The sequence below is a fragment of the Actinomadura luteofluorescens genome, assembly GCF_013409365.1.
Lineage (GTDB): Bacteria > Actinomycetota > Actinomycetes > Streptosporangiales > Streptosporangiaceae > Spirillospora > Spirillospora luteofluorescens.
In genome coordinates this window covers 4,659,339-4,680,503 of record NZ_JACCBA010000001.1, presented here as the reverse complement: position 1 = coordinate 4,680,503, position 21,165 = coordinate 4,659,339, and the positions used below count along the sequence as shown (strand labels likewise).

24 protein-coding genes, 1 tRNA gene and 2 pseudogenes are annotated in these 21,165 nt (G+C 72.1%); 12 read left to right on the top strand and 15 right to left on the bottom strand.

What is annotated here, in order from left to right; all coding sequences use genetic code 11:
- Nucleotides 1–24: 24 nt before the first annotated feature.
- Nucleotides 25–522, bottom strand: coding sequence for a MarR family winged helix-turn-helix transcriptional regulator (locus BJY14_RS21755; protein ID WP_179845319.1), 498 nt, complete (start codon nt 520–522; stop codon nt 25–27).
- A 120-nt stretch (nt 523–642) separates the two neighbouring features.
- Between BJY14_RS21755 and BJY14_RS21750 the strand changes: the two genes are divergently transcribed.
- The 4 genes from BJY14_RS21750 to BJY14_RS21735 all read left to right on the top strand — a co-directional run bounded on the left by BJY14_RS21750 (nt 643) and on the right by BJY14_RS21735 (nt 2,666).
- Nucleotides 643–1,587 (top strand): NADP-dependent oxidoreductase, encoded by a 945-nt coding sequence (locus BJY14_RS21750; protein ID WP_179845318.1) that lies wholly within the window; start codon nt 643–645, stop codon nt 1,585–1,587.
- An 87-nt stretch (nt 1,588–1,674) separates the two neighbouring features.
- Nucleotides 1,675–1,812 (top strand): hypothetical protein, encoded by a 138-nt coding sequence (locus BJY14_RS21745; RefSeq protein ID WP_179845317.1) that lies wholly within the window; start codon nt 1,675–1,677, stop codon nt 1,810–1,812.
- Between the two features lie 15 nt (nt 1,813–1,827).
- A complete protein-coding gene (locus BJY14_RS21740) occupies nt 1,828–2,217 on the top strand; it encodes a cytidine deaminase family protein (protein WP_179845316.1) in 390 nt (129 codons plus the stop codon).
- 140 nt (nt 2,218–2,357) lie between these two features.
- Entirely contained in the window at nt 2,358–2,666 is a 309-nt protein-coding gene (locus tag BJY14_RS21735; protein ID WP_179845315.1) for a type II toxin-antitoxin system VapB family antitoxin, read from the top strand.
- Here BJY14_RS21735 and BJY14_RS21730 read toward each other — a convergent pair whose 3' ends face one another.
- From BJY14_RS21730 to upp, 7 genes and pseudogenes are all read right to left on the bottom strand, one after another.
- Nucleotides 2,667–3,920, bottom strand: a complete 1,254-nt coding sequence (locus tag BJY14_RS21730) for a CynX/NimT family MFS transporter (protein ID WP_179845314.1) — start codon at nt 3,918–3,920, stop codon at nt 2,667–2,669.
- Between the two features lie 159 nt (nt 3,921–4,079).
- Nucleotides 4,080–4,778, bottom strand: a complete 699-nt coding sequence (locus BJY14_RS21725) for a FadR/GntR family transcriptional regulator (RefSeq protein WP_179845313.1) — start codon at nt 4,776–4,778, stop codon at nt 4,080–4,082.
- A 213-nt stretch (nt 4,779–4,991) separates the two neighbouring features.
- Nucleotides 4,992–6,434 (bottom strand): helix-turn-helix domain-containing protein, encoded by a 1,443-nt coding sequence (locus tag BJY14_RS21720; protein WP_179845312.1) that lies wholly within the window; start codon nt 6,432–6,434, stop codon nt 4,992–4,994.
- A gap of 639 nt (nt 6,435–7,073) precedes the next feature.
- A pseudogene (locus tag BJY14_RS21715) lies at nt 7,074–7,583 on the bottom strand (PH domain-containing protein); the annotation flags it as partial.
- A gap of 7 nt (nt 7,584–7,590) precedes the next feature.
- Entirely contained in the window at nt 7,591–7,749 is a 159-nt protein-coding gene (locus BJY14_RS21710) for a hypothetical protein (protein ID WP_179845310.1), read from the bottom strand.
- A gap of 101 nt (nt 7,750–7,850) precedes the next feature.
- The gene (locus BJY14_RS21705; protein WP_179831375.1) at nt 7,851–8,111 is read right to left on the bottom strand and encodes a hypothetical protein; all 261 of its coding nucleotides are present in this window, start codon (nt 8,109–8,111) and stop codon (nt 7,851–7,853) included.
- A 164-nt stretch (nt 8,112–8,275) separates the two neighbouring features.
- A complete protein-coding gene (gene upp / locus BJY14_RS21700) occupies nt 8,276–8,914 on the bottom strand; it encodes a uracil phosphoribosyltransferase (RefSeq protein ID WP_179845309.1) in 639 nt (212 codons plus the stop codon).
- 194 nt (nt 8,915–9,108) lie between these two features.
- On the opposite strand from upp, the gene BJY14_RS21695 reads away from it, so the two are divergent.
- Both BJY14_RS21695 and BJY14_RS21690 read left to right on the top strand, forming a co-directional pair.
- A complete protein-coding gene (locus BJY14_RS21695; protein WP_179841659.1) occupies nt 9,109–9,321 on the top strand; it encodes a hypothetical protein in 213 nt (70 codons plus the stop codon).
- Between the two features lie 145 nt (nt 9,322–9,466).
- Nucleotides 9,467–9,952, top strand: coding sequence for a tRNA adenosine deaminase-associated protein (locus BJY14_RS21690; RefSeq protein ID WP_179845308.1), 486 nt, complete (start codon nt 9,467–9,469; stop codon nt 9,950–9,952).
- A gap of 48 nt (nt 9,953–10,000) precedes the next feature.
- On the opposite strand, the gene BJY14_RS21685 is transcribed toward BJY14_RS21690, so the two are convergent.
- A complete protein-coding gene (locus BJY14_RS21685; protein ID WP_179845307.1) occupies nt 10,001–11,320 on the bottom strand; it encodes an alkaline phosphatase family protein in 1,320 nt (439 codons plus the stop codon).
- Between the two features lie 185 nt (nt 11,321–11,505).
- Here BJY14_RS21685 and BJY14_RS21680 point away from each other — a divergent pair, with 185 nt between their 5' ends.
- From BJY14_RS21680 to BJY14_RS21670, 3 genes are all read left to right on the top strand, one after another.
- Nucleotides 11,506–11,943 (top strand): tRNA adenosine deaminase-associated protein, encoded by a 438-nt coding sequence (locus tag BJY14_RS21680; RefSeq protein ID WP_179845306.1) that lies wholly within the window; start codon nt 11,506–11,508, stop codon nt 11,941–11,943.
- Nucleotides 11,944–11,980: 37 nt separating this feature from the next.
- A complete protein-coding gene (gene tadA, locus BJY14_RS21675; RefSeq protein ID WP_179849534.1) occupies nt 11,981–12,418 on the top strand; it encodes a tRNA adenosine(34) deaminase TadA in 438 nt (145 codons plus the stop codon).
- A gap of 10 nt (nt 12,419–12,428) precedes the next feature.
- Nucleotides 12,429–12,516, top strand: a tRNA-Ser gene (locus BJY14_RS21670).
- A gap of 184 nt (nt 12,517–12,700) precedes the next feature.
- Here the strand turns inward: BJY14_RS21670 and BJY14_RS21665 are convergent.
- Complete coding sequence (locus BJY14_RS21665; RefSeq protein WP_179845305.1) at nt 12,701–14,239, bottom strand: serine/threonine-protein kinase; 1,539 nt, start codon at nt 14,237–14,239, stop codon at nt 12,701–12,703.
- Between the two features lie 571 nt (nt 14,240–14,810).
- Here BJY14_RS21665 and BJY14_RS21660 point away from each other — a divergent pair.
- Complete coding sequence (locus BJY14_RS21660; RefSeq protein WP_179845304.1) at nt 14,811–14,999, top strand: hypothetical protein; 189 nt, start codon at nt 14,811–14,813, stop codon at nt 14,997–14,999.
- 151 nt (nt 15,000–15,150) lie between these two features.
- Here the strand turns inward: BJY14_RS21660 and BJY14_RS21655 are convergent, their stop codons facing one another.
- From BJY14_RS21655 to BJY14_RS21645, 3 genes are all read right to left on the bottom strand, one after another.
- Nucleotides 15,151–16,029, bottom strand: a complete 879-nt coding sequence (locus BJY14_RS21655) for an EamA family transporter (RefSeq protein WP_179845303.1) — start codon at nt 16,027–16,029, stop codon at nt 15,151–15,153.
- Entirely contained in the window at nt 16,029–16,694 is a 666-nt protein-coding gene (locus BJY14_RS21650; RefSeq protein ID WP_179845302.1) for a B3/B4 domain-containing protein, read from the bottom strand. The genes BJY14_RS21655 and BJY14_RS21650 overlap by 1 nt, the downstream gene beginning before the upstream one ends.
- 123 nt (nt 16,695–16,817) lie before the next feature.
- On the bottom strand, nt 16,818–17,255 hold the full coding sequence (locus BJY14_RS21645; protein WP_179845301.1) for a MarR family winged helix-turn-helix transcriptional regulator: 438 nt from the start codon (nt 17,253–17,255) through the stop codon (nt 16,818–16,820).
- An 85-nt stretch (nt 17,256–17,340) separates the two neighbouring features.
- Between BJY14_RS21645 and BJY14_RS21640 the strand changes: the two genes are divergently transcribed.
- Nucleotides 17,341–18,267, top strand: coding sequence for an alpha/beta hydrolase (locus tag BJY14_RS21640; RefSeq protein WP_179845300.1), 927 nt, complete (start codon nt 17,341–17,343; stop codon nt 18,265–18,267).
- Between the two features lie 416 nt (nt 18,268–18,683).
- Entirely contained in the window at nt 18,684–19,268 is a 585-nt protein-coding gene (locus BJY14_RS21635; RefSeq protein WP_179845299.1) for a helix-turn-helix domain-containing protein, read from the top strand.
- 157 nt (nt 19,269–19,425) lie between these two features.
- On the opposite strand, the pseudogene dnaN reads toward BJY14_RS21635, so the two are convergent.
- Nucleotides 19,426–20,572, bottom strand: a pseudogene (gene dnaN, locus BJY14_RS21630) (DNA polymerase III subunit beta).
- A gap of 75 nt (nt 20,573–20,647) precedes the next feature.
- Complete coding sequence (locus BJY14_RS21625) at nt 20,648–21,157, bottom strand: methylated-DNA--[protein]-cysteine S-methyltransferase (protein WP_179841658.1); 510 nt, start codon at nt 21,155–21,157, stop codon at nt 20,648–20,650.
- Nucleotides 21,158–21,165: the final 8 nt, after the last annotated feature.

Genomic DNA, 21,165 nt, shown 5'->3' with positions numbered 1-21,165 from the left:
CCTCATCGGGCGCATCCGGGCGCGTCACCGCCGGCGGCGGGGCGCCGCCGAACGGGGCGGCGCCGAGCGCATGTGGTCGCGCACCGGCGACAGCAGGTCGGCCAGGGCTTGGGCGTCCTCGTGCGACAGCGGCTGGAAGAGCTGCCGGTCGAGGACCTCGGTGTGGCCGGGGAGCACCTTGGCGAGCAGCGCCCGCCCGGCATCGGTGATCGTGACGGTGACGCCCCGGTCGTCGTCCGCGGAGCGCGTGCGCGTGACCAGGCCCGCCTTCTCGAGCAGGCCGGCCTGGTAGGTCAGTCCGCTACGGCTGTACACGACGCCGTCGGCCAGGTCGGTCATGCGCTCACTGCCGCTCGGCGAGTCGAGGCCGAGGCGCGCCAGGAGCTGGAACTGCACGTAACTGAGATCGCCTGCCTCGCGCAGCTGCTGCTCGACCGCGTGCCGCAGCAGGCCCGCCACCTCCATGAGGGCGAAGTAAGCGCCCAGTTGGACGGCGTCCGGGGACGGCGGCGTGTCAGGCATGGCGGCACCCTACCAGCTACTTCGTTTTCGAAGCACTTGCTTCAACTTCGAAGCACTGTTACGGTGACGCATGTGCTTCGGATTCGAAGCACTCGTTCGCTCGGAAATGAGGCACCACAAATGAAGGCGGTTCGATTCCACGAGTACGGCGATCCCGAGGTCCTCCGCTACGAGGACGTCGACCTTCCGGTGCCGGGCGCCGGTCAGGTCCGGGTCCGCGTCGCCGCGACGACGTTCAACGGCGTCGACGGCAACATCCGTGCGGGGTTCATGCAGGACCCGATGCCCCTGGCCTTGCCGCACATCCCCGGCCTGGACGTCGCGGGGACGGTCGACGCACTCGGCGAGGGCGTCGGCGGCCTTGAGATCGGTGACCGGATCGTCGGCTTCCTGCCGTTCGTCGACGATGGCGCCGCGGCGGAGTACGTCCTGGCGCCCGCGGAGATCCTGGCGCCGGCTCCGACGAGCATCCCGCTCGCCGACGCGGCCGCGCTGCCCCTGGTCGGTCTCACCGCGTGGCAGGCGCTCTTCGACCACGCCGAACTGAAGGCCGGGCAGCGGATCCTGATCAGTGGCGCGGGCGGAGCCGTGGGCGGCTACGCGGTGCAGCTGGCCAAGGCGGCAGGTGCCGACGTCATCGCCACCGGCAGCCCTCGCAGCATCGAGCACGTCAAGGCGGCGGGCGCCGATGAGGTCATCGACCACACCACGACCGCGGTGACCACCGCGGTCACCGAACCGGTCGACGTCCTGCTCAACCTCGCGCCGATCGACCCCGCCGAGTTCACCGCGCTGGCCGGTCTGGTCCGCGACGGCGGCGTCGTGGTCAGCACGACCGTGTGGATGCCCGCCCCGGCCGACGAGGAGCGCGGCGTGCGGGGCATCGACCTCTTCGTCCGCAGCGACGCCGGGCAACTGTCCGAGCTCGTGGCTCGGGTGGACCGCGGCGCGCTGACCGTCGACGTCGCCGAGCGCGTCGCACTGGCAGACCTGGCGTCGGTCCACGCCCGGGCGGCCGCGGGCACTCTCCCGGGCAAGGTCGTCGTCCTGCCGGCCACCGCCTGACGCGGCCGGAAAACGTCTGGGCATCGCCGAGGTCGGCCCTGTCGGCCGCGTCCGTCTCACGAAGATCGCGGCGATTAGGCTGCGATCATGGACATCGGCATCGCGACGGGAACGCCGGAGGACCTCGGCGCGCTGCGACCGTTGTGGCCGGCGATGCTCGAACACCATCGCCGCCTGGTCGGCGCGCAGTGGCCGGTGCGCGGCACCGCTCGCGGGATCTTCTGAACGCTGGGAAAGGACATGATGGTCGACTACGAACTCGTCGAGGTAGCGGGGCGTGTAGCCGCCGAGTGCAGCCGGGGGGACGAGCACACGGTGGCGGCCGCCGCCCGGGCCCGGGACGGACGCATCGTCACCGCGATGAACGTCCACCACTTCACCGGCGGGCCGTGCGCGGAGCTGGCCGTGATCGGCACGGCCGCCGCGCAGGGCGCGCACCAGCTGGACGCCGTCGTCGCGGTCGGGGGCGGCGACCGCGGGGTGATGCCTCCTTGCGGGCGCTGCCGGCAGGTCCTTCTCGACTACTTTCCAGCGATCCGCGTCATCGTCGACACGGACGGCGTTCTGCGGGCCGTGCCCGTGGCGGAGCTGCTTCCCGGCGCCTACATCTGGTCTGACCACCAGTCGTGAACGGCCGCTCCGGACAGGCCCGGCACTAAGTCACGGACGGGCTGAGCTGGGCGGTAACTGGTTTACCGAACGCGGAAAGCGGAGTGACGCATGTTGTTGCGAGCCTTCTCCGCGCCCTGGGGAGCCCGTAGACTCGAAGGGTGATCTTTAAGGCGGTGGGTGAAGGAAGGCCCTATCCAGAGCACGGTCTCTCGTCCCGGGACTGGGCCAAGATCCCCCCTCGCCAGGTCCGCCTCGACCAGCTCGTCAGCACCAAGCGAGAGATGGATCTCCAGTCGCTGCTGTCGAAGGACTCCACCTTCTACGGCGACCTGTTCCCCCATGTGGTCCAGTGGCACGGCGAGCTCTACCTGGAGGACGGCCTGCACCGGGCGCTCCGGGCGGCGCTGCACCAGCGGCTCGTCCTGCACGCGCGCGTCCTCGACCTGGACGCCGTCGACTTCTCCTGATCAGCGGGTGCGCGCGGGCTCGGGCGCCCGGAGGGCCTTCGGCTCGACCAGCGGCGTCGCCGGCCCGGCCGGGCGGACGAACCCGGGGCGCGCGGCCAGCAGCCCGACCACGACCTCCGGGACCACCAGGACGAGCAGCAGGGCCACTGGCACGTTCCAGCCGCCCGTGGCCTCGTGCAGGACGCCGACCGCGAGCGGACCGGTCCCGGCGAGGAGGTAGCCGCCCGTCTGCGCCATACCCGACAGGCTCGCGGCCGCGGACGGGGTCGGCGAACGGAGGCTGAGCAGCGTGAACGCCAGCGGGAAGGCGCTGCCGGTGCCGATGCCGAGGATGACGACCCACGTCCACCCGGCGGACGGGGCGAGCAGCAGCCCGACCAGGCCGACGACCATCGTGGCCGCGACGGCGACGACGAGGGGGCGCTGGTCGCGCAGGCGGGCGGCGAACACCGGCACCAGGAAGCCCAGCGGGATCCCGGCGATCATCATGGCGGAGACCATCATCCCGGCCGTGGCGGCCGGATAGCCGGCGTCGCGCATGACCTCCGGCAGCCACGACATCAGCACGTAGAACATCAGCGACGCCAGGCCCATGAACGCGGTGACGAACCAGGCCGTCGGCGAGCGCAGCAGCGATCCCCCGGCGCGCGGGGCGGTGACCGGCGCCGTCGGGGCGCGGCGGCCCCGCACGGCGAGCGGACCCCACACGAGCGCGGCGACCAGCGAAGGGACGGCCCAGACCGCGAGCGCGAGACGCCAGCCGCCCGCCTCCTCCAGCGGCACCGCGAGCCCGGCCGCGATCGCGCCGCTGGCCGCCATCAGCATCATCGCGAGCCCGGTCAGCGAGCCCAGCCGGGACGGGAACGCGCGCTTGATCATGGCCGGCATGAGGACGTTGCCCATCGCGATCCCCGCCCCGGCCAGGACCGTTCCCACGAACAGCGAGACCGGGGACTGCGCCACCCGCAGCACGATCCCCGTCGTGATCATGACGAGGGAGCCGGCGATCGCCGTCTCGGTGCCGAACCGCCGCGCGACGGCCGGGGCGACGGCCGCGAACACGCCCAGGCACAGCACCGGGAGCGTGGTGAGGACGCCGGCCTCCGCCCCCGACAGCCCGAACGCGTCCCGCAGGTCGCCGAGCACCGGCGAGATCCCCGTGATCGCGGCACGCAGGTTGATCGTCAGCAGCACCAGGCCGACGAGCGACCACACGGCCGCGGCCCGGGAACCTGGAGTCGTAGAGCTGTTCATGTCACCTTCGTTGCTCGGTCGCGTCGAGCGCAGGTTCTTCTGCGTCGAGCTGGTTCTGCTGCGTTCCGGTGCCCATGTGCGTCGCCGGGCACCACGACGGCCGCCTCGTGAGGTGAGCGGGTCACGCCCCCGTCACGGTGCGGGCTTGCGCTTGGCGTGCTAGGTCTCCTGCGGAGCCGTCCCGGACAGGGGGACGGTCGAGGCGAGGATCTGGTCGAGACACGCGTGGGTCGCCTGGGTGGCGGCGTCGGCGTCGCCCGCCTCGATGGCCGCGGCGATGGGGCCGTGCGGGACGTCGGCGTGTTCGAGCAGGCTCCCGGCCGCGCCGATGCTGGCCCGGAGCGCCGCGCTGAAGTCGCGGTACAGGTCCGTCAGGACGCGGTTGTGGGTGGCCTCGACCACGGCGGTGTGGAATTCGAGGTCCGCTTCGACGAACGCCGAGTGCTCGCCCGCCGCCCACGCCGCGTCCCTGCGTGCGAGCGCGACCGCGATGGCGGCGATGTCGGCGTCCGTGCGCCGGGTGGCGGCGAGCCGGGCCGCCTCCACCTCGAACCCCCGCCGGACCTCCAGGATCTCGACGAGTTCCGCGGTCTCCAGCCGCCGCCGGACGGCCCCGGACAGCTCGCTCGTCGCGCGCACGTACGTCCCGTCGCCCTGGCGGCTCTCCAGGAGACCCGCGTGGGTCAGCGCCCGCACCGCCTCCCGGACGGTGTTACGCCCGACCCCGAGCGTCTCCGACAGCACGGGCTCCGGCGGGATCTTTCCGCCCACCGGCCAGCCGCCCCCGGTGATCTCATCCCTGAGCTGGTCGATCACCTGGTCGACCAGCGACGACCGCCGTGCCGTTCGCAGAGTCACTCGAACCTCCAGTCAACCAGTCATCCCATGTTTCGATGATACGACATCCCCGACCCGTGTTTTATTCCGCCCCAGTCGGCACGCGGCTCGCGGAAGCGTCCGGGCAGTGCCGATCCAGACCGGGCGGGCGCACGAACGGGACGACGAACCCGACGGCGAGACGAGGCGGCACGCGTTACCGCGGCTGCCCCGTCCTCCCCGCGGGCGAGCGGACTAGTGCCGGGCGCTCAGGGCGACGCGGTTGAAGACCGACAGACCCGCCGCCTCCAAGGCCTGGCGGTAAGCGGTGGCAGCGTCGTCAGGCGACTCGATCAGTTCGTAGAGTTCGCCGAGTTCCCTGTAGAGGTGCGCTGCGGGACGTCCCTCGGAAAGGGTCGCCAGCTGTTCCGAGGCGGCGCGGAGCACGACTCGGGCGGCCGAGGTGTTGCCCTGGGCCACCCGTGCGCGCGCCAGGACCAAGCGGGCCAGAACGGTCTTCTGGGTGCGGACGCCCAGCTCGTCGGCGGGCTGCGGCGCCATGGAGTGTCCGCTCGTGGGGGCGGAGAGCGCCATGCCGGTGTCGAGGAACTGTTCGAGCGCGGCGATCGCCTCGTCCAGATCGCCGACGAGGACGAGTGCGCGGGCCTTGGCGATGGTGCATTCGGTGGACTCGGCGTCGTCCAGGCCGGTCGCGTCCTGGAGGAGAGTGAGCGCCTCCTGGGCCGCCTCACGCGTCCCTTCCTGGCGCGGGCGCTCGAACCCGTACTCACCGGACGGCCGCGTGTCGGGCTGCGCGGCTGCGGAGAACGGCTCGACGCCCCTGAGCAGCGCCTTTGCTCCGGCGAGGGCGAGGCGTGCGTGGGCCTGCATGGGCGTCGTGTCCGTGCGCGCTGCAAGGGCCTGGTCAGCGAAGTACAGGGAGTCGCCGACAGCGCCCTCTTCCAGCGCGCGGAGGCTCGCGCGCTGGTAGTGGACGCTCAGCGGCTCGGCGTCCTCGGCCCCCTCGGGGTGCAGGAGGCGGCGCCCGAGTTCGTGGGCCCGGACGGGATCGGAGCGATCCACGTAGGCGAGCAGCAGGATGCGCCCGGCCTCGGTGTACTCGTGGCCGGCGTGGAGGCCGAGCCACTCCAGCCGTTCGAGGGCGCGCTCGCCCAGCGCGATGGCCTGCCCCAGGTCGCCGACCGTGTGGTACGCCCGGGCCAGCGCGATCACCGGGGGCAGCCAGCTCGCCCGGCCCGGGTCGCGCTCGGCCTGCTCGCGCAGCTCCTCGAACAGCGCGATCGCGCGGTCGGTGCGGCCCAGCTCCTCGAGGGCGCGGGCGCGGCCCAGACGGGCGCGGGCCGTGAGGTCGGGGTCGTCGCTGCGGGCGATCACCTCGTCGAAGCCGGCCTCGGCCGTGGCGGGGTCGCCGCGCAGCAGCGCCAGATGGGCATGGCGTTCCCGCACCTCGAGATGGGCGCGCTGCTCCGGCTCGACGCCCTCGGCGAGGTACTCGGGAGTGCAGCCGAGACGCTCGGCCAGCATGCGCAGGACGGTCGGCGTCGGTGTGCGCTTGCCCGACTCGATCAAAGAGATGTAGCTGTCGGAAAGGTCGTGACCGGCGAGCTGTGCCTGCGACAAGCGTCTGGTCAGCCGCAGGTTGCGGACACGTTCGCCGACGTTGCCTGGACCCGGCATGTGGACTCACTTAGCGGAAGTAAACAGGCGGCTGGGGTGCCGACATGATTGCACATTGCGGGTTATCACACATCGAGAGCAAGGAAGCGACAGGAGAAGCGAACGGCCGGGAGGCCCGCGTGCACGGCGCCGCGGCGAGGTTCGCCGGTTCGCGCCGGCGGCCCCTCCCGTCGATCGCGACGTTCTGTCATTCGCCGACGGTATCCGACCGTCCCGGCAAGATCGCAGAGACCGCCGATATTGGGCGGCCCGCTACGTTTTCCGGCCAGTACCGGACGTCCGGCGCTCTCCCGCGCGGGCTTGGGACCGCTCCCAGCCCGCAAGGGGCCGGTGCCGCCCGCTGATCGCCGCGTCCGGTCTCCGGGGGTGCGGCCGCGTCGCGTCCGATGACGCCTGGCCGCCCTGCATGCTCTCAGATGGCCGCGCGTACCCCTTCGGCCCCCCTGCGGCAACGGAAGAGCCGGGCACCGTCGTGCCCGGCTCTCCCACGTCAGGAACGTCGCGGAGCTAGATCTCCGCGTCGGGGTCGTCGCCCTTGGGCAGCGTGGCGGTGGGAGCGTCCTGCGCGTCGGCGTCCTCCGCCGGACGGGGCCGGCGCGGCGGCGGGGGCGGGGGGAGCGCCTCCTCCGGGGCCGGGTTCTTGTTCGGGAAGATCATCTCGCAGACTTCGAGGTAGAGCTGCTCGGGGTAGGGCAGGAAGGGCACGTTCGTGAGGGCCTGGTCCTGGCCAGCGGACTCCAGGACGAACTCCCCGTAGCCGAGCATGCGGCCCGCGATCGTCCGCTTGAAGCTCATGTCGGTGACCTTGGCCAGCGGCATCATCGCGACCTTGCGGGTGATGAGGCCCGTGGTGAGCAGCATCCGCTGGTTGGTGATGACGAAGTAGTCGACGGACCACTCGGCGACCCGCCACACGAACCAGGCGAGGAGGATCAGCCAGCCCCACCAGACCCAGCTGAAGACCGAGCCGCCGTTCTCGGCGAGCGTCTGGCTCAGCAGGCCCGCGAGGATGAGGCCGCCGAGCAGGAGGCCGACCGGGACCATCAGCACGGCCGGGTGGCGCCGTACCGTTATCACCTGGTTCTCGTGGGGGAGCAGGTACTTGTTGACGGACGCCGGCGCGGAGTCGCCGGGGGTGACGAGTCTCATGCCTGCCTCAGGCGAGCGAGTTGACGAAGGTGGCGAGGGAGTCGGCGGCCGAGGAGATGCCCATCGCCGCGTGCTCCACCGATTCGGTCGCCCCGTCCGGTTGCGTGATGACGTAGAACGCCACGAAAGCCACGGCGGCCCACGTGAGGTACTTCTTGGCCGGCACAGCTGCCTCCCGGAGCGTTGACCCACGGACCCCGGTTTCAGTTTCGCACAGCCCACCCGGGCGGCAAAGCAGCGCGACGGCGCGCGGCGCCTTCCGGCAGGTCAGGGCGCGTTGTCCAGCGAGGATCGCCGGGCCTTGCGGCGCTTCTCGGCCGCGACCGTCGCCAGCACCTCCAGATGCCGGCGCGCGATCCGCTCCACGAGGTCGGGCGGAGCCGATCCGGTGACCTCCTCCGCGCCGTAGCGCGCGGCGGAGACGCACCGCTCCACCGTGTCCGCGCTGTGGACCTCGTGGAACTCCTCGGTGAGCCGTTCCCCGATCTCGGTGTAGCGCGGCAGGTCGCCGTCCCCTGGGTGAGCCATCATGTGTCCCCGATGCTCGCTCGCGCCGCCCGGTCCGTGACGGTCCCCTGTGCCGGGACGGCGGAGGGGAACGCGCGCTCGCGTTCCGTAAGGGTGGTGGTACCCCCTGCCGTCGGGAACGAACATCGCAGGTCACGTCGGGGAAACGGAGTCCTGCCGGCGGGTTAGACGACGCCGTAGAGCCGGTCGCCCGCGTCGCCGAGGCCGGGCATGATGAAGCCCTGCTCGTTGAGGTGGGAGTCGATCGCGGCCGTGACCACCTTGATGGGAGCCGAGATGTCGGAGAACGCCTGCTCCAGGTACTTCAGCCCCTCGGGCGCGGCGAGGAGGCAGAGCGCCGTGACGTCGTCGGCGCCGCGCTCGACCAGCAGCCGGATGGCGGCGGCGAGCGTCCCGCCGGTCGCCAGCATCGGGTCGAGGACGTAGCACTGCCGCCCGGAAAGGTCGTCCGGCAGCCGGGTCGCGTAGGTCTGGGCCTGCAGGGTGCCCTCGTCCCGGATCATCCCGAGAAAGCCGACCTCGGCGGTGGGCAGCAGCCGCGTCATCCCGTCCAGCATCCCGAGGCCCGCGCGCAGGATCGGCACGACGAGCGGCTTCGGGCTCGCGAGCTGGACGCCCCGCGCCGGGACGAGGGGCGTCTGCACCGTGGCCTCGGCGACCCTGACGTCACGCGTCGCCTCGTAGGCGAGCAGGGTGACCAGCTCGTCGGCCAGGCGACGGAACGTGGGGGAGTCGGTGCGGACGTCCCGCAGCGTGGTCAGCTTGTGCGCGACGAGGGGGTGATCGACGGCGAGGGTCTGCATGCGCTCACCGTAGCCCACCACGCGGGGCGGTCCGGGGCGCCAGGATAGGACGCCGCTGAGCTGGGCAGGATGGCACTATGAACAGCGAGAGCGATCAGCAGCCGAGCGGCCGCTCGCGGGCCCGGGAATCCGCGCCCGATCCGCCCGCTCCCGCCTCGGCTCCCGGTACCGAACCCCCGGCTCCCGACACGACGGTGACCGAAGTCACAGGCGAGGACGCCGCACCGCGTCCCGGCCCCCAGGGCGACATCTCCCCCGAGGAGGTGCGCGAGCACCTGCGCCGCAGGGCGGTCTTCCTGCGCGAACTCGCCGAGGCCCGCGAGCTGCGCCGCCGTGTGACGCCGCACAGGTCCCGCCGTGCGCGGATCCACGCGGCGCTTCGCCGCCGCACGTTCCGCATCAATTGATCCGGATCGGTTAGGTTCATGCCGCCGGGCACCACTGACTCCCGACCTCACCTCCGGGTGCGGCGGCGAGTTTGGTGGTGGGGCACGCGAGTGCGCGCCGCATCTGCGACCATGCCCTGGCAGGAGACGCGCCGGTGGGGTGGAAATGACGGATGTGGACGCGACGGACTTCGCCGTTGTGGTGTATCGGGAAGACGAACGCTGGGAGGCCGAGATCCTTCCGGTGGCGTTGACCGAGGACCTCGCGGGGCTGATCCATGCCCTGCGCCAGCAGCCGAGCCTCGGCGGCACGGTCGGGCTGGTCTCGGTCGGCGACGACTTCTTCGTCGCGATCCGCCTGCTCGGCGACGAGGTCATGGTGTTCCTGTCGGACGTCACCGCCTCGGTCGACTGGCCGCTCGCCGGCCAGGTGCTGGACTACCTGGACATCCCGATCCCGGACGAGGAGGAGCTCGACCAGGTCCTCCCGGTCGGCGACATGTCGATCTTCGCCGACCTCGGGCTGGACGAGATGGAGCTCGGCGCGATCTCCGGCGACCTGGAGCTCTACCCGGACGAGATGCTCCTCAGCATCGCGGGCCGCATCGGTTTCGCCCCCGCCTTCGAGCGCGCCCTCGACACCGTCCCCTGACCCGCCCGCCACCCGGCTCGCCGTCCTGCCCACCGCCGTGCCCGGCGGTCAGCGGGGGAAGCCGTTGCGCCGGGCGTAGTCGCTCAGGCCCGCCCAGTCGTCGCCGGTGTGGCTGTGCTGCGGGTCGAGGCAGCCGAGGCTGATCGGGCGCTTCGCGTCGTAGCGGGGCGCGTGCGGGTCGGGCGGGTCGTCGAAGTTCAGGACCTCGGCGATGTTGCGGGCCGCGGCGTCCCGCACGGTCAGCGGCTCCAGGCCCCAGCGCCACTCGATCGCCTTCAGGACGGACGTGTGGTCGTACACCTCGTGGGCGACGGCGCCGCGCCGCGCCCGCGGGGAGATCAGCAGGCAGGGGACGCGGAAGCCGCGCAGCCCGGTGCCGAGGTCGGGCCGCGGGTCGGGGCCCTCCGGCGGCGGGACGTGGTCGAAGAACCCGCCCCACTCGTCGTAGTTGATGACGAACAGGGTGCCGGGCCAGTTCGGCGAGGTGACGAGCGCGGTGTAGACCTCGTTCAGGAACGCCTGGCCGAAGCGGATGTCGGCGAGCGGATGCTCGTCCTCGGACATGCCGGGCAGGAACAGCTCGCCGAGGAAGCCGGGCTCGACGAAGCTGACCGCGGGCAGCCGGCCGGCGCGGGCGTCGGCGCGGAACTCGGTGATGCTCCGGCTGATGTCGAGGTGCCGCAGCCCCCACAGCGCGGTGAAGGGCACGTCGCTGAAGTAGTACCGGCAGGAGATGCCCCTGGCCTTGAGCCGGTCCCAGATCGTGGTGGTCTCGGAGATCGTCAGCGAGTTGGAGGTCCGGTCGGTCTGCCCGGCGTGCTGGAAGATCCGGTTGGGGAACGTGGACGACATGATCGCCGGGAAGTAGCGGTCGCAGACCGTCCAGTCGAGGGCGGCGCGGCCGTGGAAGCCGAGGTCGGGGCCCTCGTAGTAGCCGATGGAGAACACGTCGTTGTCGCCGGCGCGCAGCCATCCGTCGCACTTGCCGCCGTTGTACTCCGTCCGCCCGCCTTGGTAGGAGTGGTCGGGGTCGTTGAAGCCGCACCCCCACGGCACCTTCAGGTGATGGGTGTCGTGCGCGTTGCCGTCGGCGTCGGTGAAGGTGAGCCCGGCCTGGCGGCCGTCGGCACCGGGCAGCCATCCCATGTAGTGGTCGAAGGACCGGTTCTCCATCATCACCACGACGATGTGGTCGATGCCGGACTCCTCCGGATCGGGCAGCTCGGCGACCGGGGCGCGCCTGGCGGCGGCCGTCTCCGCCGCGTGGGCCTGGGCGGACGACCCGCCGGCGGCGCCCGCCGCGATGATCGCCGCGGTGCCCGCCGTCCCCGCCAGAAACCCGCGCCTGGTCAGTTCGTCCGCACCCATGGCACTCCTCCCGGGATGGCGATCGCTGAGCAGTATGCGGACTCGCGTGAAGCGGGGGAAGGACGCCGGGCGTCCGTCACCGGACAGAACGCGAAGTTTATTCACAACCGGTTCCGGGCACCCGGCCGCCGATTCCCGCGCACCGGGGGTGTGAGCGGGCAGACCGCTTGGGTCACAATGAGCACGTGTCCTACTTCGCCGCCGTGTTCGCGCAGACCCCCCAGGGCTGGGTCGGGACCGAGGCCGTGCTCGACGAGGCGGAGAGCGTCGACGACGTCACCGACCTGATGCGGGAGGCCGCCGTCGAGTCCTACGGCGACCCCGTCGTGCTGCTGGTCGAGCAGGACGACGACTGGTTCGCGGTCGTCCGGCTCGACCGCGACGACGAGCCGCGCCCCTACATCTCCGCCGTCCGCGAGGACGGGCTCGGCTCGCTGTTCCAGCAGCTCGTCGGCGAGGTGCCCGAAGGCGACGCCGCGGGCGACGCGGCCCTGCTGGAAGACCTCGGGGTCGGCGCCAGGCGGCTCGGCGAGCTCGGCGAGCGCGCCCTGCCCGGCGACGCGCTCCTCGCCGTCGCCGAGCAGGCCGGATTCGGCGAGGAGTTCGACCGCCTCCGTGACTGACGCGCGCGATCCGGTCGCCGGGACGTTCCGGCCGGCGATGCTCAGGGCCCTCGACGAGGCCCGCGAGGCGGCCGCGGACGGCGAGATCCCGGTCGGCGCCGTCGTCCTGGACGCGTCCGGCGAGATCATCGGAGCGGGCCGCAACGAGCGCGAGCGGACCACCGACCCGACCGGACACGCGGAGATCGTCGCGATGCGGCGGGCGGCGGCGGTCCTCGGCGGGTGGCGGCTGACCGGCTGCACGCTCGTCGTGACGCTGGAGCCCTGCACGATGTGCGCGGGGGCGTGCGTCCAGGCCCGGCTGGACCGCGTGGTCTACGGCGCGGTCGACCCGAAGGCGGGCGCGGTCGGGTCGCTGTGGGACGTCGTCCGCGACCGGCGCCTCAACCACCGCCCCGAGGTGATCGCCGAAGTGATGGCCGACGAGTGCGCCGCCCCGCTTATCGAGTTCTTCGCGCACCGCAGAGTCGGGTAGGCTCTCCCGCGGTGGTGTCGCCTAGTGGACGAGGGCGCACGCCTCGAAAGCGTGTGAAGTGCAAGCTTCCGTGGGTTCGAATCCCACCACCACCGCCACCCAGATGGCCGTCCATCTGGCCAGACGCACAGAGGGCGGGACCCACGGTCCCGCCCTCAACGCTTTCTAGACCGCCTTCGGGGTCGTCGTGATCCCCGGCGAGTCCCCGGAGGAGCCCCGCGACACGGTCGCCGAGCTCCGAGGGAGTAACGGCGTCTGTCGCGCTCGGGCCTCTCGCCCTGGTCAGCGCGCGGGTTCGTTGAGAAGCGCCGCTGCGAGCTGTTCAGCATAGGCGGTTTCGTTCTTCTCAGTGACGTTCTGCTGTTCGTGGTCGACGATGCTGATATCGGCCGTGAGATTGTCAACGCGGAACATCACCTGCGGCTCATCGAAGCTGGACGGTGGAGATATGTAGTTCCCCTCGTCCCCTATCCCCGAGAGGGTTGCGCCCCACCGACTCGCGCTGATGAACGCCGCGTGCGCGTTGTCGGCTCCCGACTCCCATTTCTTCTTGCCGTACCGCTTGAACTTGAGGGAAATGCTCCCCCTGTCGGCGAAGTCCTTGGGCAAGACCGACCACGTGCACTCCGCCGAATCCTTGGTGCCCTGCGGACTCTTCGTCAGCGAGACCTTCGCGTCGGGGATGCTCGGCGTCGGGAGACGGCCGCACGCGGGGACGGTGGAGAACTTCCCGTCGTCCACCCAGAGCCCCATGGGGTTCCGCAGCAGGAACCCGCCACCCGTGATCACGGCGAGAATCCCGGCCGCCGCAAGGAGCCCGACCCACCGGGAGATCGGCGAATCCCGATTCCCGGCAACCGTCGCGGACGCCGACGCTGTGGGAGCCTCCACGATCGGCTTCGTCCTCAGGCCGGGGGGCGGAGGCGAAGGCGGGGGCAGCACCTGCTCCGGGACCGACGCCTGCCCCGGAGGCGCGGCCTGCCCCGGCACTGACGGGGGTGCGGGAACGGCACGGAGCCGCTCGGCGACGGCGCGGGCGTCCGGCGGCCGGTCCCGCGGATCCTTGGCCAGCAGTGCGTGCGCGAGTTCGTCGAGATCTCCCGGAACGTCCGGACGCACCTCACGCGGCCGCGGCGGATCGCTGAGAACGATCTCACGGATCAGTGCGCGCAGGCTGTCCCCGTCGAACGGCGTCCGGCCGGTGAGCAGCGCGAACAGCAACCCGCCCAGCGCGTACAGATCCGTCTGCCGCGTCGGCTCGTGCGCCTTCTCGAACTGCTCGGGCGCCATGTACGCGGGCGTCCCGAGGATCGCGCTGCCGGTCAGCTCCGTGACCTGGTCGGCGTATCGGGCGATTCCGAAGTCCATGACGGTCACCCGGTCACCGGGGCGGACCATCACGTTGGCGGGCTTGACGTCGCGGTGCACCACCCCCTGCTGGTGAGCCGCGTGCAGCGCGTCGGCGATCCCCGCCGTCAGCCGCCTCGCCCGGTCGACCGGCAGCCCCTGCGGGTGGCGCTTCAGCACCGCGGACAGATCCTCGCCGTCGAGGAGCTCCATCACCAGGAACAGCAGCTGCTCGTCCTCGCCGGCGTCATGGACGACGACGATGCCCGGATGGCGGAGCCGGGCCATGATCTCCGCCTCCCGGCGGAACCGGCTGATCAGCCGGGCGTCCGCCCCCGCCGGCGCCGTGAGGATCTTGACCGCGACCGGGCGGCCGAGCCGCTCGTCCAGGCCGCGCCACACCTCGCCCATCCCGCCGCGCCCCAGCAGGGAGTCGAGCCGGTACCTGTCCGCCAGTCTCAGCCCGGCACGCACTGCACCTCCCCTGACGGTCCGCGAATGTCAGATCATGCATACACCGCCGGACGCCCCCTTTTCCAGAGATCATCCGGACCGCCGCGTCCCTCAAGGATTCGACGGACTCCGGCGTCCTCATAACGGCGGCACCGGGCTGCGCGACGGCCTATGCAGGTGGGAAGACCGCGGCCGCGGATTCCTCTGCCGACCAGTCGTCCGCACCGACATCGATACCCGGCTTCCAGCCGTTGCGGCCGGTGACGAGATGCACGCTAACGAGTTCATGAATAGCGTCCCGGAACACGCCACTCCTCAGGGAGCGAGGCCGGTCGGCAATGGCCCGCGCCGTGCTCTGCCTGCGCATGAGCCGGGGATGGACACGCCTCGCTTTCGCGCCTGGCGCGCTTCGAGACCCGCCGCCGCCCGATCCCAGGACGGCGGCCTTCGCACTTTCCCGGCCGCCGGCGGCCGTCCGTGCGTGCGTTCTTCCGCCGTGGCCGCACAGTCATCTACAGCCGAACCCCACGGCTGGCTCGTCCGGACATCGACCGGACGAGGCGACCAGACCAGAGACAAAGGTGAAACTGCCATGAGCGGACTCGTTTTCGGGATCTCGAACGTCGAGCGCTTCGACGACCCCGCCAACCCCACCGTCTACGGGATCGAGACCGAAGCCAGCGGCCGCAGCCGCGTCTCGACCGGTGACCGCGACGGGCGCACCGGCTCGGATGCCGCCCGGCGCACGACGGACACGACCGTCGTCGAGGAGCAGCGGTAGTCGGCGCGAAGGCGCCGGCTGTCGCCCAGCCCGGGGCCCGGCAGATCTGCCGGGCCTCCACTCTTTGGTCTCCGGCCGCAGGCTGATGCCGGTTCGGCAGGAACTGCGATGTCGCAGCTCCTGGGAGCGGCTCGGCGATCCTGAGCAGCCGTCACCCGACCGTGACGAGGGCCACGCCGGCTACGGCGACGGCCATGCCGACGCGTTGGACGGCTCGCAGGCGCTCGCTGTAGGCGACTCTCGCCAGCAGGACGGTGATCGCCGGGTAGAGGGACGTCAGGACGGCCGCGAGACTGAGCATGCCGTTGTGGACCGCGAGGAAGTACAGCACGTTCGCCCCCGCGTCCAGGCTGCCGGACAGGAGCGCCAGGACGATCAGCGTCCGGCCGGACAGCTTCGGGCCCGCGTTGCCGCCGCGGGCCGCCAGGAACAGCAGCGCGACCGCCACGATCGCGAGGTTGCCGAGGCGGGCGCCGACGATCGGCCAGAGCCCGGTGCCGTCCCCCGCCTCCTTCAGCAGGACGAAGAAGACGCCGAAGCAGCTACCGGACAGGCCGGCCATCACCGGGCCCGAGTCGAGGAGCCGCCGCCGTTTCGCCGCGCCCGCCGCGGGCTCCCCCACGCCGCCGGCCTCCATGCTGACCAGGCCGATCGCGACGAGGCAGAGCAGGACGCCGAGCAGGACGGACGCGTCCAGCCGCTCGCCCTGGGCGACGCCCACGGCGACCGGGATCACGGCCGCGGCCAGCGCCGACACCGGCGCCACCACGCTCATCGGGCCCCGCGCGAGGGCACGGTAGAACGCGATCAGTCCGCCGCCGCCGCAGAGGCCGGCCACGAAGCCCCAGGCCATCGGCCCGGGGCTCACGTCCCCGCCGGTGAGCAGCGCCGCCACCAGCACGACCGCCAGCCCGATCGGAACGCACCAGGTCAGGGCTCTGATCGCGGTCGATCCGCGGGTCACGGTGCCGCCGAGGAAGTCGGCGACCCCGTAGGCGAGGGCGGCGGCCAGGGCGAGAACCGTGACCATCACCGCCCGCCGATCAGCCTGGTCTCGATCCGTGCCCCGGGCGAGATCGTCCGCAGCCGCTCCGCGAGCCGGTCGCCCGCCTCGGCCAGCCGGTCGAGGGGGTACGGCTCAAGGCGTTCGAGGAGGAACAGGCCGTTCTTCGTGGTCTCCGTCAACCGCGTCCGGACGCACTGGCGCCAGTTCCAGCGCCGGCAGGTGACGCCCTGGTCGTCCCGCCAGACGACCTCGCCGGGGTTCGGGTGCTCGACCGCGGGCTCGCCGCCCGCGATCACGTCGAACGGCTCGTCGCCGGTGGCCCTGACCAGCAGCGCAGGGCCCCGGTAGGCGTCCAGGTCCTCGCCGCCGATGGGGAGCGCGTACTCGACGCTCACCGCGTTGTAGGCGTCCACGACCCTGTTGATGGACGGGAGCGCGTCGGCGCGGCGCAGCAGCGCGTCCACCGAGGGCCGGGTCCGCTGCGGCTTGGCCCCGAACGCCCGGTAGGCCGCGCGCCACGCCTCGACGTGCGGGTCGTCGGCGTCCGCCGCCCGCGCCGCCTCGGCCAGCCATCCCTCGCCGGCCTCGTCGCTCGGGCCGTTCTCCAGCCCTTCGGCGGTCATGACGAGCACGGCGAAGTCGGGACGCAGTTCCCGCACGGCCTCGTCGACCACGATCCGCTCCAGCATCCCGTTACTCCCCTCCGGACGGTCATTTGAGTGAACTCAATAGTTCATCATACCGACCGAACGGGCGTTCCTGGGAGGCCTCCTCTCCAACACGCGGACGCGGCCGGTTGTTCTCCTGGGCGCTCACTCGGGTTCGGGGAGCGCGCGGACCAGGTCGAGCAGGCGCCGGACGTCCGGCAGGACGTCGACGAGGCCGGCCTCGACGAGCGCGGCGGCCGCCCGGTCGAAGTAGGGCTTCCGGGCGGCGACGACGCGCTGGACGAGGTCGCGGCCGTCCGGGGTGAGGGTGAGGTCGGTCCGGCGCCCGTCGGCCGGCGAGGGGCGGCGCTCGATCCACCCGGCGGCGGCGAGCCGGTCGGTGAGCCGGCTGGGGTGGCCGGGGTCGGCGGCCATCCGGGCGCCGAGGTCGGCGATGGAGACCGGCTGCCCGTCGGCGATGATCAGCAGCGCCTCGGCCTGGACGGCGGTGACGCCGAAGGGGCGCAGCAGGTGGTTGAACCGCCGCTCGACCTCCCGCTGCGCGGTCTTCAGGGCCATGAGCAGTTCGAGTACGGGCTCCACGGGGGGAGTCTATTGCTTTATGTGTCATGACATGCATAGGCTGGTCGCCCGCCGAATATGTGTCATGACATGGAAATGGGTCGGGATGCGCAGGATCAGGTTCTCCCGGACGCCCGCGTTCGACTTCGAGGCGCTGCGCGGGCTGTGGGCCGCGGCCTACGACGGCGGCGAGTTCGGCGAGGTCGCCGCCGTCATGGCACGGGTCCGCCGAGGCGACTTCGAGTCGTGGTACCGCGAATGGTCGGCGATGGCGGACCGCGTCGCGGCGCGAGGACGGACATACGGCGAGCCCGTCTCCCGGGGCACCGCGCTGCTCCGGGCCGCCAACTACCTGAGGCAGGCCGAGTTCTTCCTGGATGCGGCGGACCCGCGCCGCGCCGCGGCCGCCACGGCCGGCGCCGACCTGTTCGACGCCGGGATGGACGCCCTAGGCATGGACGTCACCCGCGCCCGCATCCCCTACGACGGCGCCGACCTGGAGGCCCTGTTCATGCGCCCCGCCGGCCCGGACACCCGCACGGTGCTGGTCGTGCAGGGGGGTTTCGACTCCACCCTTGAGGAGCTGTACTTCATGATCGGCGCCGCGGCGGTGCGGCGCGGCCACCGCGTCCTGATGTTCACCGGCCCGGGACAGGGGTCGGCGCTGCGCGAGCACGGCATGCCGTTCACCGCCGAATGGGAGCGCCCCACCCGGGCCGTGCTCGACTGGCTGGGCGGCCTCGTCGAGCCCCGGCTCCTGGTCGGCGTCGGCATCAGCTTCGGCGGCCACCTCCTCGCCCGGGCCGCCGCGTTCGAACCGCGCTACGACGGTGTCGTCCTGTACGACTACTTCCCCGGCATGCTCACCGCGCGTTCCTGCACAACGTGCCCCGGCCGGTGCGCGGCGCGTTCCAGCGCATGCCGTGGTGGATGCGGCGCGCCGTCCCCCTGTACGGCAGGTTCGACGCCCAGGTTCGCTGGGGGATCGGCAACGCGCTATGGACGTTCGGCGCCGCGACGCTGCCCGGCCTGATCGACGCGATGCGCCCCTTCGACGACCGTCACTGGGCCGGCGAGATCACCGCGGACTGCCTCGTCCTGCTGGCCGAGCGCGAGCACTTCTACGACCCCGCGCTCGGCCACGACTTCGCCGCCCGGCTCACCGGCGCCCGCTCGGCACGGGTGCACACCTTCGCCGAGGCCGGCGGCGGGCACCTGCACTGCCAGAACGGCGCCCTCCAGCAGGCCCACGAGGTGATCTTCGACTGGGTCCACGGCCTGGCCGCCGGCACGGTCCCCCACCTCGCGTGACCACGCGAACCGGTACCGGTCCGTGGTGAGCATTCAGTCGTGAGCTCGGAGACGGCGCACGCCTCAACCGGCGATGGTGGGATCGTGGGGGACGTCGGATCACGGCCCGTGCGCGGCCGTGCGGGCGGGAGGCCGGGGTTGAGCGGGCAGGAGACCGGGTCGGGCGGGCCGGAGGCGATCGGCGAGGCCGTCGCGCGAACGGTGCGGGCGCTGCGGGCCGGGCACGGGTGGAGCCTGGACGAGCTCGCCGGGCGCGCCGGGGTGAGCAAGGGCGTGCTGGTCGGGCTGGAGCAGGGGCGCGGCAACCCGAACCTGGGGACGCTCATCCGGATCTCCGACGCGCTCGGGGTGCCGCTGACCCGGCTCGTGCAGGTCGAGGAGGAGCCCCCGGTGCGGATGTTCCGGCCGGAGCGGCACGTCGTGCTGTGGCAGGGCGAACACGGCGGGACGGGAACGCTGCTGGCCGGCAGCGACCCGCGGCCGTCGCTGGAGCTGTGGAACTGGGTGCTCCAACCCGGCGAGACGCGCGAGAGCGACGCGCACGTACCGGGCACCAAGGAGATCGTGTACGTCCAGGAGGGCACGCTCACCCTGGTCGTGGACGGCCGGACGGACCTCGTCGAGGCCGGCACGGCCGCCGTCTTCGTAGGTGACCGCCCCCACTCCTACGGCAACGCGGAGGACGTGGAAGTCCGCTTCGTCCTGGCCGTCCTCGACCTCTGACCGCCACGCCTCCCTGCACGAGGACACGGTCGGCCGTCACACGCATGGGCAGAACGCCGAGGAGCCAGGCTGATCGCGAAGCGATCCCCCTTCGCCGGGGACCGGTCACGTAGCGAGCCGCCAGGCGAGCGAAGTGGGCCGGGACTCGGAAACACAGCTAGCCGGTCAGGCGGACGGGCATGGCCAGGTAGCGGTAGCCGGTGTCGGTGTTCTCGGGGTCGGGCTCGTCGTCCTTCTTGTCGGGGATGGCGGTGAGGAGGGCGGCCTTGGTGGGGCCGGTGCATTCGAGGCGGGCGTACTCGGTGTCGATGCCCGCGAGGCCGTCGAGCAGGTACTGGGGGGCGAACGCGATGTCGATGTCGTCGCCGTCGAGCTGGGCGCCGACGCTCTCGTTGGCGCGGGCCGAGTCGCCGGTGGCGGCGCGGATGCGGACCTCGTCGGCGGTGAAGGCCAGCCGGATCGGGGTGCCGCGCTCGGTGACGAGGGCGGCGCGCTTGATCGCCTCGACGAAGGGGGCCACCCGGATCTCGGCGACCGACGTCCAGGTGCCGGTGAGCCGGGACCGGTAGTTGATGTACTGGTCGTCGAGGAGGCGGCTGGTCATGCTGCGTCCGCCGCCGGAGATGCCGATGAGGGTGTCGGCGGTGCCGCCGAGGCCGATGGAGACCTCCGCGCCGCGCCTGATCGCCTTGGCGGTGTCGGCGAGGGTGCGGGCGGGGACGACGACCCCGGCGGTGAAGCCGGGCTCCTCCGGGGACCAGGTCAGCTCGCGGGCGGCGATGCGGTACCGGTCGGTGCAGGCGAGCCACATCGTGTCGCCCTCGATGTCGATCCGGACGCCGGTGAGCATGGGCAGGGTGTCGTCGCGTCCGGCGGCGGGGGTGACCTGCGCGACGGCGGCGGCGAACAGGTCGCCGGGGACGGTGCCGGCGCGGGCGGGCGGCTCGGGGAGGGTGGGGTAGTCCTCGACGGGCAGCGTCAGGAGGCCGAACTCGGCGGGGGCCGCAGCGGACGACGACCTCGGAGCCCTTGGTGAGGACGTCCACGGGCTGGTTCGGGAGGTTGCGCACGATGTCGGACAGCAGCCGCCCGGGGACGAGGGCGCGGCCCGGCTCCGCCACGGCGGCCTCGTCGGTGGCGTGGGCGGACACCTCGTAGTCGAACGCGCCGAGGGTGAGCTCGCCCTGCTCGGTGACCTCGATGAGCATGCCCGCGAGGACGGGGAGCGCGGGACGCGACGGCAGCGTCCGCGCGGCCCACGCAACTGCGTCGGCGAACGTCTGGCGCTCGACTCGGAACTCCACCTCGATCAGCCCTTCTCAGGTTGGACGGCCATCACGAGCACGGTAACCCGGGGCTCCGACATTCCTTCGCGAGGGTCAGAACAGCGCGTTCTCGGTGGCCCGGACCTTGCGCTCGAAGTCGAGGAGGTACCGCTTGCGGTCGAGGCCGCCCCCGTAGCCGGTGAGGGAGCCGGTGGAGCCGACGACGCGGTGGCAGGGGACGATGACGCCGACCGGGTTGCGCCCGTTGGCGAGGCCGACCGCGCGGGACGCGGTGGGGCTGCCGATCTCGACGGCGAGTTCGCCGTACGTGATGGTCTGGCCATAGGGGATCTCCTGCAGGGCGGCCCAGACGCGCTCCTGGAAGGGCGTCCCGTGGAGGCGGAGCGGCAGGTCGAACTCGGTCAGGTCGCCTGCGAAGTACGCGTTGAGCTGTTCAGCGACGGTCGCGAAGGGCTCGTCTTCAGGGTCGCCTGGGGCGCCGAACGTCTCCTGGGACGGGCGGTGCCGCTGCATCTCCATGTAGAGCCCGGACAGTCCGCCGTCCGTGGCGACCAAGGTGAGCGGTCCTACGACGCTCTCTATGACGACGTGCGTTGTTTCCACAGCGGTTC

What these genes read in the sequence shown, in the direction of transcription:
- BJY14_RS21755 (WP_179845319.1), bottom strand. Translation starts at nt 522, where the DNA reads ATGCCTGACACGCCGCCGTCCCCGGACGCCGTCCAACTGGGCGCTTAC.
- BJY14_RS21750 (WP_179845318.1), top strand. Translation starts at nt 643, where the DNA reads ATGAAGGCGGTTCGATTCCACGAGTACGGCGATCCCGAGGTCCTCCGC.
- BJY14_RS21745 (WP_179845317.1), top strand. Translation starts at nt 1,675, where the DNA reads ATGGACATCGGCATCGCGACGGGAACGCCGGAGGACCTCGGCGCGCTG.
- BJY14_RS21740 (WP_179845316.1), top strand. Translation starts at nt 1,828, where the DNA reads ATGATGGTCGACTACGAACTCGTCGAGGTAGCGGGGCGTGTAGCCGCC.
- BJY14_RS21730 (WP_179845314.1), bottom strand. Translation starts at nt 3,920, where the DNA reads ATGAACAGCTCTACGACTCCAGGTTCCCGGGCCGCGGCCGTGTGGTCG.
- BJY14_RS21720 (WP_179845312.1), bottom strand. Translation starts at nt 6,434, where the DNA reads ATGCCGGGTCCAGGCAACGTCGGCGAACGTGTCCGCAACCTGCGGCTG.
- BJY14_RS21705 (WP_179831375.1), bottom strand. Translation starts at nt 8,111, where the DNA reads ATGGCTCACCCAGGGGACGGCGACCTGCCGCGCTACACCGAGATCGGG.
- upp (WP_179845309.1), bottom strand. Translation starts at nt 8,914, where the DNA reads ATGCAGACCCTCGCCGTCGATCACCCCCTCGTCGCGCACAAGCTGACC.
- BJY14_RS21690 (WP_179845308.1), top strand. Translation starts at nt 9,467, where the DNA reads ATGACGGATGTGGACGCGACGGACTTCGCCGTTGTGGTGTATCGGGAA.
- BJY14_RS21685 (WP_179845307.1), bottom strand. Translation starts at nt 11,320, where the DNA reads ATGGGTGCGGACGAACTGACCAGGCGCGGGTTTCTGGCGGGGACGGCG.
- tadA (WP_179849534.1), top strand. Translation starts at nt 11,981, where the DNA reads ATGCTCAGGGCCCTCGACGAGGCCCGCGAGGCGGCCGCGGACGGCGAG.
- BJY14_RS21660 (WP_179845304.1), top strand. Translation starts at nt 14,811, where the DNA reads ATGAGCGGACTCGTTTTCGGGATCTCGAACGTCGAGCGCTTCGACGAC.
- BJY14_RS21655 (WP_179845303.1), bottom strand. Translation starts at nt 16,029, where the DNA reads ATGGTCACGGTTCTCGCCCTGGCCGCCGCCCTCGCCTACGGGGTCGCC.
- BJY14_RS21650 (WP_179845302.1), bottom strand. Translation starts at nt 16,694, where the DNA reads ATGCTGGAGCGGATCGTGGTCGACGAGGCCGTGCGGGAACTGCGTCCC.
- BJY14_RS21640 (WP_179845300.1), top strand. Translation starts at nt 17,341, where the DNA reads ATGCGCAGGATCAGGTTCTCCCGGACGCCCGCGTTCGACTTCGAGGCG.